A 12,611-nucleotide genomic window follows, 5' to 3' on the forward strand; every position below is an offset into this window, starting at 1 on the left:
GATCAAACTCTCCAATAAAGTTAGTTTGTCTAGCATCTAAAAATAAAAATTGACGTTCACGTTGTTTGTTTCGTTCAGTTTTCAAAGAACTACTTGGTCGCTCATTTGCGACTTCCTTATGTTAACATCTTCATTTTTCGATGTCAACTAAGTTTTTCAATTTCTTTTTTGCCGTTTTCTGCGTTTCTGCATCAGCGACGTTTATTAATTTATCATATACTTATTCTTAACGTCAATACTTTTTAATAAAAAATTCTTTTTCTTACATAACGAATACATTCTTCCCTATTAGCAACTCTCCGAAATAAACAAAAAATGATTTTATACCTTTCTTCCATCGCCTTTTTTACAACGCTATGTATACGCTCGTCTTCAAAATCAAATAAAAGTTCCTCTAACTCTCTCTTCAGTATGTATTCCATTTCTTTTTTCTCTTCCTTCGTCAACATAATCCCAAGCAAATTATCACCCCAATAACTCCTTACGTGTACCTATAAACGCCCCACTCATTTTCAATTATCAATAATGTATCATCAAAAAACAAAATTCTATCACTCATTATATCCACCACTTACGATATTAATCCCTTGTTCTCTTTTTTTAATTTAAAGCATATATGTAACTGAAAAGGATTGGACAAAGGGGCGTAATATTATGTTTTTCTTTTTTATTACGAGTAAAAGAACATTTAAACACATTAGCTTAATAATCGTACTTTCCTTATTTACAGCATGGCTACTCTTTTTAAAAACATATTCACATGAATCTGCTTTTTCAACTGCTACTGGCCCTAAAGTGATTTACAAAGGGGACACTGCAAAAAAACAAGTTGCATTCACGTTTGACATTAGTTGGGGGGACAAAAAAGCTATTCCAATCCTTAATACACTCAAAGAAAGAGAAATTAAGAATGCAACCTTCTTTCTCTCTGCTGCATGGGCTGAAAGACACCCTGATATTGTCGAACGCATCATGAAAGATGGACATGAGATTGGTAGTATGGGCTATAATTACACATCCTACAATTCACTAGAAGCAAATGAAATACGACGAGATCTTTTGCGGGCACAAGATGTTTTTACGAAACTTGGCGTAAAACAAGTCAAGCTATTACGTCCACCTAGTGGCGATTTTAACAAAACAACTCTTAAAATAGCGGAATCACTCGGATACACCATCGTTCATTGGAGTAACAATTCAAATGACTGGAAAAATCCCGGCGTAAATAAAATCATTTCCACAGTCTCTAGCAATTTAAAGGGTGGAGATATCGTCTTATTACATGCTTCTGATTCTGCCCTTCAAACAAATAAGGCTTTACCATTACTCTTACAAAAATTAAAGAGCGACGGATATGAACAAACATCTGTATCACAACTTATTTCCAACACAAGTACAAAAAGTGAAGATATTAAGTAGTTCCTTTCTACACGGTTCTTCACACATAAAAAGCTCTGCTATCTTTTATTAAAATAGCAGAGCTTTTTTATGCTAGCATTTACAGACGATAAGAATCTGGATAATTAAAAATCCACTCTCCTCATTAAGCTGACTTACTCTTTTGTCCAATTAAACGATGCAATACAAGTAACTGATATGAATTACATAATAGAAGTGGTATCACCATTAAATATAACCAATCTGTATCATTAATCCGGAGCGCTGGTACCCATTCAAGAATTGTTACAACGACCATAAAGAACAGAGCGGGAACAAATGCTTTTTTATTCGTTTCTTTACTCTTTATATAAGCGACAATTGCCCCAAACACAAATAACATCCCAGCAACAAGTATGTTATTCCCTAATGAAACTTCCCCATTTGCAATAAGTACTGACCTTAAATAAACGAAATCAAACAATACGAACGCAATAAAGAACAGTTGCACTGTATTCCATAAAGAAGATGACCGAAACATCCCTAATCCAAAACGATGGATCGTTAAATACGCAAAGAACCCCATTTGACTTATAACACTAAAAATAAATCCTACGCCCATCAACCAAAAGGAAATTGCTAAAATCTCTTTTCCGTCGAAATTTTGAAAAAATTTAGCGTACTTGTCCCACTCTAAAACAAAACCAATAAAGACTGTGCTAATCCCACCAAGAAACAACGTCGTAAAAAATAGTCGTACCCACTTGCGGCTATTCACAACACATCCCCCATTATTCTTATATTTCTAATTAAATTGTAACAATGACAATTTCAAAAAGCTAGTCATGTTAATGTATAAATTCCTTAAAGAGATTTATATTAAAAAAAGAGAACTTTGCTGAAAGGAGCTCCAACTTATGAAACGGATGCTGCTCGTTTTGATTTCTTCTTTTCTATTTATAGCACTAGCGGCATGTGCACAAGAAAAAGAAGCAAAATCCGAACTTGATTATGATCAAACAAAAAAAATGATTGTTGATATTTTAAAAACCGATCAAGGAAAAAAAGCGATCCAAGATGTATTAACTGATGAAAAAATGAAACAAGCACTCATACTAGATGAAACAGTAGTAAAGAAAACGATTGAAGATGCACTGGTATCTGAAAAAGGGCAACAATTCTGGGAAAAGCTCTTTAAAGACCCTGAGTTCTCATCGAAATTTGCTAAAAGTATGGGAAAAGAACAAACAAACTTAATGAAAACTTTACTAAAAGATCCTGAATACCAATCAGGTGTTATAGAAATTATGAAAAATCCTGAAGTAGAGAAAATTATGTTACAAACAATGAAGAGTAAAGAATATCGTCAATATTTACAGCAAGTACTAACCGAAACTGCCGAAAGTCCACTCTTCCAAGCTAAGATGATTGACATCATTAGTAAAGGTGTACAAAAAGCCGAAAAAGGTGGATCTGATAAGAAAGGCGCAGGTGGTGAAGGCGGTTCCCAAGATGGGAACAAAGAACAATAATAAAAATTATAGTAATGAGTGGACAATGTATATATTGTCCACTCATTACTACTTTATTTTTGCGCGACAGCTGTTTTATCAATAACTGTCTCAGCTATCGTACGATAAATGAGACCCGTTGTATGTGTATCTTCATATACTGACGGCGCAAAGTCCTCTTTATTCCAATCAGGTTGTTGAAGTGGAATTCGGCCAAGTACATCCGTTTGGAGTTCCGTAGCCAATTTATCTCCTCCACCTCTTCCAAACACATACTCTTTTTCACCAGTTGCTTTACTTTCAAAATACGCCATATTTTCAACAACACCAAGAATACTATGTTCTGTACGTAAAGCCATGGCTCCAGCGCGCGCTGCTACAAATGCCGCTGTTGGATGCGGCGTTGTTACAATAATCTCTTTACAAGCCGGCAACATCGAATGTACATCTAAAGCAACATCACCCGTACCTGGTGGTAGGTCCAATACTAAGTAATCTAAATCACCCCACTCTACTTCTGTGAAAAAGTGATTTAACATTTTCCCAAGCATCGGTCCTCTCCAAATAACAGGTGCGTTATCTTCTACAAAGAATCCCATTGAGATTACTTTCACGCCTAGACGCTCCACTGGTATTATCTTATCACCTCTTACGATTGGACGTTTTTCTATACCCATCATATCCGGTACACTAAAACCGTAAATATCCGCGTCAATGATACCAACCTTTTTGCCTAAACGAGCTAAAGCAATTGCAAGGTTAACAGAAACAGTTGATTTCCCTACTCCACCTTTTCCACTTGCCACTGCTAAAAATGTTGTATTTGAGTTCGGTGATAATAAGGATTCACTTTTCTCTTCCTCTTGCGGTGGTGCAAACTGAGCTAATTCCTCTTCTGTAAATTCTGCAAAACGAAGTCCAACTGTTGTTGCTCCAAGTTCTTTTACTAACTTTACAATTCCAGACTGCAACTGCATTTGTTCCGCTGTACCCGTCTTTACAATTGCAATTTTAACACTTACATGTTCCTTCTCAGGCTTGACTGTCACCTCTTTAATTGCATTTGTTTCTTTTAACGTTTTATGTATAAACGGATCTACAATCCCTTCCAATGCTTCCACTACCTGCTCTTTTGTTACCATAATTAGCCCAGCCCCCTGTATAAAAAATAACGTAATGTTAATTAAATTTATCTCTCTTTATTTTTGAAATAAATGCGTTTACATTTCCAGTATAACATATTTTCGGAAAACTTCGTTAACGAGAGAAACTCGAAAAAATCCTCCTTATTCTGGAGGATTTCCTTTTTCCGTAAAATAACGTAATATACCACGATATATTGCAGCAGCTACTTTTTGTTGGTATTTCTCCGAATTTAACATATATCTTTCATTCACATTCGATAAAAAGCCAGCCTCAATTAAAGCACCTGGTGTTTTGGCATACTTCAATAAATACACGTGAGGAATTGTTTTAGCAGAACGATTCGTATTTTCTAAGCTTGTTCTCAATTCAGCTTGTATAAATTTCGCAGCCCGTTCATTTTCAATCGAAGAACGATAGTAGAACGTTTGTGCGCCCTTAGATCCACTACTAGTTAGGGCATTTAAATGAATGCTCGCAAAAAAGTCTACATCAGGCTTATTAATGATCTCAACACGCTTTTTTAAATCCTCTGCTTTACGTCTACTATATGACTTTGTATCTTTATTAGCTAGATCATAATCTCCTTCACGCGTTAAAATAACTAAAGCACCTTGTTCTTGTAAATAATCTTGTACCTTTTTTGTAATCTCAAGTGTAATATCTTTTTCTACAATATCCTTTCCACCAACAGCCCCTCCGTCTGGCCCACCATGCCCAGCATCTAGTACAATCACTTTCCCTGATAAGGGTAAATTCCAAGCTCGCCACGATTTTGTAATTTGAAATTCTTGTTTAACTAAAAAAAACAAAACAACCGCAGCGAGCGCAAAAGAGATAATTCGAATTCTCTTCATACCTTTCCTCCTCCAGCTAGTCCCTCTAATTACTTATATGGGACAAGAGGAAAGTTTATGCTTGTCTTAGTGTAGCTTTAATCGATATCTTCTTTCGCCTTTTTCATACCCTTCCTGCCACCACAAGCCGATAAACTGCTGGCAAGATTCAAAAAGCAATTCCTCGTCTTGCAACTTAATTTCACGTATAGTCATACTCGTTAAAAATTGAAATAACGTTTCAGTTAATTGTTGTTCTTCTTCTAAAGCCCTATATTTCACATCAAAGAATGATTCACCATGATAACCAAATTTACTGTATCTCGCTCCTAATAAATAAGATTCTATCCCTAGTTCAATACAATAATCTTCATACTGACGATGAAGTTCTTGCATCTGAAAGGCATCACGAATATTTAAACGCAATGTTTTTAATGATAATTCTCGCAGCATCTTCCGCTCGTATTTTAACTGCTTTTCTTTTTGTTTTTCTTGTAAGCTGACAATGACATTCATAGTACTTATAAACCTCCCTAATACGTATTAGTCTAAACTTCTAAAGAAGAAGCATACGCGAGGCGGTAGCACTAAAATATTCCAAGCTAAAAAAATTACAAAAGAAGAATTAAACATAAAAAAACCCCAACCAAAATGGTTGGGGTTTGTAGTTCGCAAAAATTAACGTTTTGAGAACTGAGGTGCACGACGTGCGCCTTTAAGACCGTATTTTTTACGCTCTTTCATACGTGCGTCACGAGTTAATAGACCCGCACGTTTTAATGTTAGACGGTATTCTGGATCAGCTTTTAATAAAGCGCGAGAAATACCGTGACGAATAGCACCAGCTTGACCAGTGTATCCACCACCATTTACGTTTACAAGTACATTGTAGTTACCTAAAGTTTCTGTTGCAACTAGAGGTTGTTTCACTACTTCACGTAATGCAGCAAATGGGATATAGTTTTCAAAATCACGACCGTTAATAATAACGCGTCCTTCGCCTGGAACTAGGCGTACGCGCGCTACTGAACTCTTACGACGTCCAGTGCCATAGTATTGAACCTGTGCCAAAGTAAGCCCTCCTTTAATTAATTATCCGCGAAGTTCGTAAACTTCTGGTTGTTGTGCTTGGTGTGGATGCTCTGCTCCAGCATACACGTTTAATTTCTTAGACACTTGACGTCCTAAACGTCCTTTTGGAAGCATGCCTTTAATTGCAAGCTCTAACATTTGTACAGGGTAGTTTGTACGCATTTCTAGAGCTGTTCTTTGCTTAAGTCCACCTGGGTGGTTAGTGTGACGGTAGTAAATTTTATCGTTTAATTTATTACCTGTTAAATGAATTTTCTCAGCGTTAATAATAATTACATGATCACCCGTGTCAACGTGTGGTGTAAATGTTGGTTTGTGTTTACCACGTAAAATGGATGCTACTTCAGTAGATAGGCGACCTAAAGTTTGACCTTCAGCATCAACCACATACCATTTACGCTCAACTTCGTTAGCTTTTGCCATAAAAGTCGTACGCATGTGTTTCCCTCCTCGTTATCTTTTCCATAGAAAAAATCTATTGTTTATCTTAAACACGATTTCCTTCCGGGGCTAATCGTGGTTTTAGAAACAATACCATATGTTATGATATACTTTTGAGTTTCTAATGTCAAGCAAATGTTACACCAGGATTAGTTGTTATAGTTTACCTGCCATAAGTAAAGTCCATGACCTGGAGCCATCTTTCCAGCAAACTGGCGATTTTGTTTCGCTAAAATCTCTGGAATACTATCCGGATCAAGCTTTCCTTGACCTACGCTAAGTAACGTACCAACAATAATTCTGACCATATTATATAAAAATCCATTACCTACAAAGCGAAAAATTAATTCATCGTCTTGCTCAATTAATTCGATTTCATAAATTGTTCGTACTTTATCTTTTTTGTCAGTTTTTGCCGAACAAAAAGAAGTAAAGTCATGCGTTCCAATAAAATAAGGAATCGCTTTTCTTATAGAGTTTATTTCGAGTGGATATGGATATTGATATACGTAATTTCTACGGAATACATCCGCAGTCTTTGATAATAATACACGATAGCGATATTCTTTTTTCTCGACACCGTAACGTGCATGAAATTCTTCTGTTTTCTTCTCTACCTGCCTGATAATAATATCATCCGGCAACATTGTATTTAAAGCATTACTCCATTGCCACTCTTCAAGAGACAAAGGTGTATCAAAGTGTATCACTTGTCCTTTGGCGTGAACGGTAGAATCCGTTCTGCCTGATGCCTGCACACGAACAAGTTCTCCTTTATGCAACTTCTGCAATGCTTTCTCTATTTCTTGTTGAACAGTCCGATGCTGTGGTTGAATTTGGTAACCACAAAAATGAATGCCATCATATGCAACTGTACATTTTATTCTTTCCATTTCTCTATTCTCCATTACGACCGCACCCATGCCAAAATACAAGCTAAACAAAGTAAGCTTACAATTGTTACTGTATCACTTATTTTCCAGCGTAGTTGCCTAAATTTAGTACGTCCTTCGCCACTTTTATATCCACGAGATTCCATCGCAATCGCTAAGTCCTCTGCACGCTTAAAAGCACTGATAAATAATGGAACGAGTAGTGAGATAATAGCTTTCATCCTATCTTTTATCGGTCCCCCGGCGAAATCAATGCCACGTGACGCTTGTGCTTTCATAATTTTACTCGTTTCATCCATTAATGTCGGGATAAAACGTAGTGAAATTGACATCATTAATGCGATTTCATGAACAGGAACTTTTATACGCTTGAACGGCTTTAATAACGTCTCCAACCCATCTGTAATTTCAATAGGTGTCGTCGTTAACGTTAATAATGTCGTCATTAAAATAATAACGAAGAATCGTATAGAAATGTATATCCCTTGCTCTAATCCTTTTTCATGTATCGAAAACCAACCAAGCTGGACTAGTACTTCCCCTTCTTTATTTGTAAAAATATGCAGGAAAAATGTAAAAAGAAAAATCCACAGAATTGGTTTTAAGCCCGAAAGTACATAACGAATCGGCACTTTTGCAAAAAATAAAGCAATGAGTGCATATAAAAATAAAAATCCATATGAAATCGCATTATTTGCTAAGAAAACAACAAATACATATAAAAAGACAATCAACAGCTTCGTACGAGGATCAAGTTGATGAATGAGTGACTGACCTGGAATATATCTCCCAATAATCAACTGCTGCATGATTCATGACCACCTTTTCGTAACACCTGTACAACTTCATGAGTAAGATCCTCTAAAGATAAGGTAGCCTTCGAAATTGAAATACCAAACTTCTCTTCAATTGCACGTTTATACTTTAAAGACATTGGAAGATCCACACCGATTTGTTCTAATTCATCAGCATATGAAAATACTTCCTCTGCTCTTCCTTGCAAAAAGACCGTTCCTTTATGCATGACCACTATTTGATCTGCATACTTAGCGGCATCCTCCATATTATGGGTAACAAGAATGACTGTAAGCCCCTGTTCCTTATGCAAATTGTAAAACATCTCCATGAGCTCGTGCTGTCCTTTTGGATCAAGCCCTGCTGTAGGTTCATCTAATACAAGCACTTCGGGTTCCATCGCAAGTACGCCTGCTATTGCAACACGCCTCATTTGCCCACCGCTTAATTCAAACGGAGAACGTGCTAATAACTCTATGTCCAATCCAACAAGCTGGATTGCATCTTTCGCCTTTTGTTTTGCCTCTTCTTCAGATACACCAAAATTAGTCGGTCCAAAACAAATGTCCTTTTCAACTGTTTCTTCAAATAGTTGATGTTCTGGAAACTGAAAGACAACCCCTACTTTTTTTCGTAGCGGCTTAAGCTTTTTCTCTTTCTTCCCTGCTGAAATTAAATGTTCACCAATTTGAACCGTACCATTTGTCGGCTGCAATAAACCATTTAAATGTTGAATCATCGTCGACTTACCTGAACCAGTATGACCGATAATGGCATAATAGCCCCCACTTGGAAACGACACGTCTACATCATAAAGTGCGCGTCTTTCAAATGGAGTTTTATATTGATAACGATGTTCTACTTTTTGGAATGTAATCTCCAAAGTTCGTTCACCAAGCTTTCCATTGTAAGATGCGTGTTTTGCAAGTGAATTTCATTTCTTTTTAATAATTCTGCTATTTTCACCGAAAAAGGTACATCTAATCCAATCTCTTGGAGCATATGAGAGGATTTGAAAATTTGCTCTGGAGTACCTTCCTCTAATATTTCTCCCTTGTTCAAAATAATAATACGGTCTGACTGTGCCGCCTCTTCTAAATCGTGCGTAATCGATAACACCGTAATACCTTTTTGATCAACAAGTTGTCTGACCGTTTCTACTACTTCACGTCTCCCCTGAGGGTCTAACATTGAAGTTGCTTCATCTAGTATTAAAATAGATGGCTGAAGTGCTAGAACACCTGCTATTGCGACTCGCTGCTTTTGTCCACCAGATAACGAATGGGGTTCTTCATTTAAAAAATCTTCCATACGGACAAGTTGCAGAGCTTGTTCTAGTCTTTCTATCATCTGCTCCCTTGGCATTCCGATGTTCTCTAGGCCGAATACAACGTCATCTTGTACTGTCGTTCCAACAAATTGATTATCTGGATTTTGAAATACCATGCCAATTTGCTTTCGAACATCCCATACTGTTTCCTCTGATAAAATCATTGTATCATTTAAAGTAATTTTCCCTGATTCCGGTAAAAATAAGCCATTCAATAATTTTGCAAGTGTAGACTTCCCTGAACCATTTTGTCCAATAACAGATACCCATTCTCCTTCATATAAGGAAAACGAAACATCTTTTAATGCATAAGAGGCTGCCCCAGGATATTGAAATGATATATTTTCTGTCCGAAGTTTCTCTTTTTTCAATACAAGGCACCCTTTCTTTCGTCAAGTTAGCCTATTTTTATACTTAAAAAAAAAGGGCCATGACCAGTTACTTGAAAAGAACTGTCCTGCCCTTTTAATCATCATTATACTAACTCGATAATTACCATTGGTGCTGCGTCTCCGCGACGTGGACCAATTTTTGCAATACGAGTGTATCCGCCTTGGCGCTCAGCATAGCGTGGAGCTACATCAGCGAATAATTTTTGAAGTGCATCTTGACCAGTCTCAGCGTTAGCAACCTCATTACGGATGAAAGCTGCTGCTTGACGACGAGCATGAAGATCTCCGCGTTTACCTAAAGTGATCATTTTTTCCACTACAGAACGAAGTTCTTTTGCACGAGTTTCTGTCGTTTGGATGCGCTCGTTGATAATTAAATCAGTAGCTAAATCACGTAACATAGCTTTACGTTGCGCACTTGTACGGCCTAATTTTCTGTATGCCATTCGTAGTTCCCTCCTTTGTTGATGGGTTTAAATCCTCAGTCGTCTTTACGTAAACCCAAACCTAATTCCTCAAGTTTATGTTTAACTTCTTCTAAGGATTTACGTCCTAAGTTACGAACTTTCATCATATCTTCTTCTGTTTTGTTCGCAAGCTCTTGTACAGTATTAATTCCTGCACGTTTTAGGCAATTATAAGAACGAACAGAAAGATCTAGTTCCTCGATAGTCATCTCAAGAACTTTTTCTTTTTGATCTTCTTCCTTCTCGACCATAATCTCAGCATTTTGTGCTTCGTCAGTTAAACCAACAAAGATATTTAAATGCTCAGTTAAGATTTTGGCACCTAAAGAGATAGCTTCTTTTGGCCCGATGCTTCCATCCGTCCATACATCAAGCGTAAGCTTATCATAATTAGCCACTTGTCCGACACGTGTCTTTTCCACTTGGTAAGTCACACGTGATACTGGAGTATAAATAGAATCAATAGGAATTACTCCTATTGGTTGATCTTCGCTTTTATTTGCATCAGCTGGCGTATACCCACGGCCACGCTTTGCAGTTAAACGCATGCGGAAATGCGCATTTTTTGCTAACGTCGCAATGTGTAAATCTGGATTTAAGATTTCAACATCACTATCGTGAGTAATATCAGCAGCTGTGACAATACCTTCGCCCTGTACATCGATTTCCAACGTCTTCTCTTCTTCAGAGTAGATTTTAAGAGCTAACTTTTTCAAGTTTAAGATCATCGTCGTAACGTCTTCTACTACGCCCTCAACTGTTGAAAATTCGTGTAAAACGCCATCGATTTGGATAGCAGTTACAGCGGCACCAGGGAGTGAGGATAAAAGAATACGACGTAAGGAGTTACCCAAAGTAGTACCATATCCACGCTCAAGCGGTTCAATCACGAATTTGCCATACTTAGCATCTTCGTTAAGTTCAACCGTTTCGATTTTCGGTTTTTCGATTTCAATCATTAACTAAACCCTCCTTCAAAACGTCGAAACCCCGGTTAAACAAAGGAAGAACCTCTGTTTAACCGAAAGTCCCCCTTAGGCAGTTCCCGATTGTGCACAACAAGCGATGTTTCTGTACGAAATTTCTCGATAATGCATCATATCCATTATAGACAAAAGGGAAAATTCTATACAGAAAAATTACACACGACGACGTTTTGGTGGACGACATCCATTATGAGGAACTGGAGTAACATCTCTAATTGCTGTTACTTCTAGACCTGCCGCTTGAAGAGCACGAATTGCAGCTTCACGACCAGCACCAGGACCTTTAACAGTAACCTCTAAAGTTTTTAAACCATGCTCCATTGCAACTTTAGAAGCAGCTTCAGCAGCCATTTGCGCAGCGAATGGAGTAGATTTACGAGATCCACGGAAACCAAGTGCACCAGCACTAGACCAAGAAAGTGCGTTACCATGAGTATCTGTAAGTGTTACGATTGTGTTGTTGAAAGTAGAACGAATATGAGCTATACCAGCTTCAATATTCTTTTTCACACGTTTTTTACGAGTGTTTGTTTTACGTGCCATTGTTAGTTCAACCTCCTTTACTTATTATTTCTTTTTATTTGCTACTGTACGACGTGGACCTTTACGTGTACGAGCATTGTTTTTAGAGTTTTGACCACGAACTGGTAAACCACGACGGTGACGAAGACCACGGTAAGAACCGATCTCCATTAGACGTTTAATATTAAGAGATACTTCACGACGAAGGTCTCCCTCAACTTTAATACGATCGATGATATCACGGATACGTCCTAATTCATCTTCCGATAAATCACGAACTCGTGTTTCCGAAGAAATACCAGCTTCTGTAATAATTTTTTCAGCAGTTGTGCGACCAATGCCGAATACGTAAGTTAAAGAAATAACAACGCGCTTGTCACGAGGAATATCTACACCTGCGATACGTGCCATTCTGAATGCACCTCCTTCTGATTAACCTTGTTTTTGTTTATGTTTAGGGTTTTCACAAATAACCATTACTTTTCCACGTCTACGAATAACTTTACATTTTTCGCAGATTGGTTTAACTGACGGTCTTACTTTCATGTCTCGAACCTCCTTAAAGATTACGGAGTGCTATATTATTTAAAACGGTACGTAATACGACCACGATTTAAATCGTACGGAGATAATTCTACCGTAACTTTGTCTCCTGGTAAAATACGAATGAAGTTCATACGGATTTTACCAGAAACGTGAGCCAATACGACATGCCCATTCTCTAATTCTACTTTGAACATAGCATTTGGCAACGTTTCAAGAACGGTACCTTCGACTTCAATTACATCATCTTTAGCCATTCAATAGTTCTCCCTTCTTCAAATCA

The 12,611-nt window shown here is 37.4% G+C and carries 19 protein-coding genes; 2 read left to right on the forward strand and 17 right to left on the reverse strand.

Features of this window, described 5'->3' with window-relative positions; translation table 11 throughout:
- Positions 1-242: 242 nt before the first annotated feature.
- On the reverse strand, positions 243-461 hold the full coding sequence (locus tag DET63_RS27615) for a hypothetical protein (protein ID WP_002139933.1): 219 nt from the start codon (positions 459-461) through the stop codon (positions 243-245).
- Positions 462-654: 193 nt separating this feature from the next.
- On the opposite strand from DET63_RS27615, the gene pdaB reads away from it, so the two are divergent.
- A complete protein-coding gene (gene pdaB / locus DET63_RS27620; protein ID WP_113938444.1) occupies positions 655-1,419 on the forward strand; it encodes a polysaccharide deacetylase family sporulation protein PdaB in 765 nt (254 codons plus the stop codon).
- Between the two features lie 124 nt (positions 1,420-1,543).
- On the opposite strand, the gene kbaA is transcribed toward pdaB, so the two are convergent.
- Positions 1,544-2,155, reverse strand: coding sequence for a KinB signaling pathway activation protein KbaA (kbaA, locus tag DET63_RS27625; protein WP_002167158.1), 612 nt, complete (start codon positions 2,153-2,155; stop codon positions 1,544-1,546).
- Positions 2,156-2,294: 139 nt separating this feature from the next.
- On the opposite strand from kbaA, the gene gerD reads away from it, so the two are divergent.
- Complete coding sequence (gene gerD, locus DET63_RS27630; protein ID WP_002009716.1) at positions 2,295-2,909, forward strand: spore germination lipoprotein GerD; 615 nt, start codon at positions 2,295-2,297, stop codon at positions 2,907-2,909.
- 53 nt (positions 2,910-2,962) lie between these two features.
- Here gerD and DET63_RS27635 read toward each other — a convergent pair whose 3' ends face one another.
- The 15 genes from DET63_RS27635 to infA form a co-directional block, all read right to left on the reverse strand.
- Complete coding sequence (locus DET63_RS27635) at positions 2,963-4,030, reverse strand: Mrp/NBP35 family ATP-binding protein (protein WP_113938445.1); 1,068 nt, start codon at positions 4,028-4,030, stop codon at positions 2,963-2,965.
- Positions 4,031-4,174: 144 nt separating this feature from the next.
- Positions 4,175-4,888, reverse strand: a complete 714-nt coding sequence (cwlD, locus tag DET63_RS27640; protein ID WP_002009721.1) for an N-acetylmuramoyl-L-alanine amidase CwlD — start codon at positions 4,886-4,888, stop codon at positions 4,175-4,177.
- Positions 4,889-4,954: 66 nt separating this feature from the next.
- Positions 4,955-5,383: a DUF2521 family protein gene (locus DET63_RS27645; RefSeq protein WP_002029335.1), complete on the reverse strand. Its 429-nt coding sequence runs from the start codon at positions 5,381-5,383 to the stop codon at positions 4,955-4,957.
- Positions 5,384-5,545: 162 nt separating this feature from the next.
- Positions 5,546-5,938 carry a 30S ribosomal protein S9 gene (gene rpsI, locus DET63_RS27650; protein ID WP_002009728.1) on the reverse strand — a complete coding sequence of 131 codons (393 nt, stop codon included), beginning with the start codon at positions 5,936-5,938 and terminating at the stop codon, positions 5,546-5,548.
- A 21-nt stretch (positions 5,939-5,959) separates the two neighbouring features.
- Positions 5,960-6,397: a 50S ribosomal protein L13 gene (gene rplM, locus DET63_RS27655; protein WP_002029337.1), complete on the reverse strand. Its 438-nt coding sequence runs from the start codon at positions 6,395-6,397 to the stop codon at positions 5,960-5,962.
- A 152-nt stretch (positions 6,398-6,549) separates the two neighbouring features.
- Positions 6,550-7,293, reverse strand: a complete 744-nt coding sequence (gene truA / locus DET63_RS27660) for a tRNA pseudouridine(38-40) synthase TruA (protein ID WP_002124694.1) — start codon at positions 7,291-7,293, stop codon at positions 6,550-6,552.
- A 14-nt stretch (positions 7,294-7,307) separates the two neighbouring features.
- A complete protein-coding gene (locus tag DET63_RS27665) occupies positions 7,308-8,102 on the reverse strand; it encodes an energy-coupling factor transporter transmembrane component T family protein (protein ID WP_113938446.1) in 795 nt (264 codons plus the stop codon).
- Complete coding sequence (locus DET63_RS27670; protein WP_002124690.1) at positions 8,090-8,971, reverse strand: energy-coupling factor ABC transporter ATP-binding protein; 882 nt, start codon at positions 8,969-8,971, stop codon at positions 8,090-8,092. Before DET63_RS27670 ends, DET63_RS27665 begins: the two co-directional genes overlap by 13 nt.
- Complete coding sequence (locus DET63_RS27675) at positions 8,947-9,789, reverse strand: energy-coupling factor ABC transporter ATP-binding protein (RefSeq protein WP_002009740.1); 843 nt, start codon at positions 9,787-9,789, stop codon at positions 8,947-8,949. Before DET63_RS27675 ends, DET63_RS27670 begins: the two co-directional genes overlap by 25 nt.
- 104 nt (positions 9,790-9,893) lie before the next feature.
- Positions 9,894-10,256, reverse strand: coding sequence for a 50S ribosomal protein L17 (gene rplQ, locus DET63_RS27680; protein WP_000331490.1), 363 nt, complete (start codon positions 10,254-10,256; stop codon positions 9,894-9,896).
- 35 nt (positions 10,257-10,291) lie between these two features.
- Positions 10,292-11,236, reverse strand: coding sequence for a DNA-directed RNA polymerase subunit alpha (locus tag DET63_RS27685; protein WP_002009743.1), 945 nt, complete (start codon positions 11,234-11,236; stop codon positions 10,292-10,294).
- A gap of 180 nt (positions 11,237-11,416) precedes the next feature.
- Positions 11,417-11,806 carry a 30S ribosomal protein S11 gene (rpsK, locus tag DET63_RS27690; protein ID WP_002009745.1) on the reverse strand — a complete coding sequence of 130 codons (390 nt, stop codon included), beginning with the start codon at positions 11,804-11,806 and terminating at the stop codon, positions 11,417-11,419.
- A 24-nt stretch (positions 11,807-11,830) separates the two neighbouring features.
- Positions 11,831-12,196, reverse strand: a complete 366-nt coding sequence (gene rpsM / locus DET63_RS27695; RefSeq protein ID WP_002063431.1) for a 30S ribosomal protein S13 — start codon at positions 12,194-12,196, stop codon at positions 11,831-11,833.
- Positions 12,197-12,217: 21 nt separating this feature from the next.
- Positions 12,218-12,331 (reverse strand): 50S ribosomal protein L36, encoded by a 114-nt coding sequence (rpmJ, locus tag DET63_RS27700; RefSeq protein ID WP_000868344.1) that lies wholly within the window; start codon positions 12,329-12,331, stop codon positions 12,218-12,220.
- Positions 12,332-12,366: 35 nt separating this feature from the next.
- On the reverse strand, positions 12,367-12,585 hold the full coding sequence (gene infA / locus DET63_RS27705) for a translation initiation factor IF-1 (RefSeq protein WP_001029884.1): 219 nt from the start codon (positions 12,583-12,585) through the stop codon (positions 12,367-12,369).
- Between the last annotated feature and the right edge of the window lie 26 nt (positions 12,586-12,611).

The organism is Bacillus sp. DB-2, assembly GCF_003315125.1.
Lineage (GTDB): Bacteria > Bacillota > Bacilli > Bacillales > Bacillaceae_G > Bacillus_A > Bacillus_A mycoides.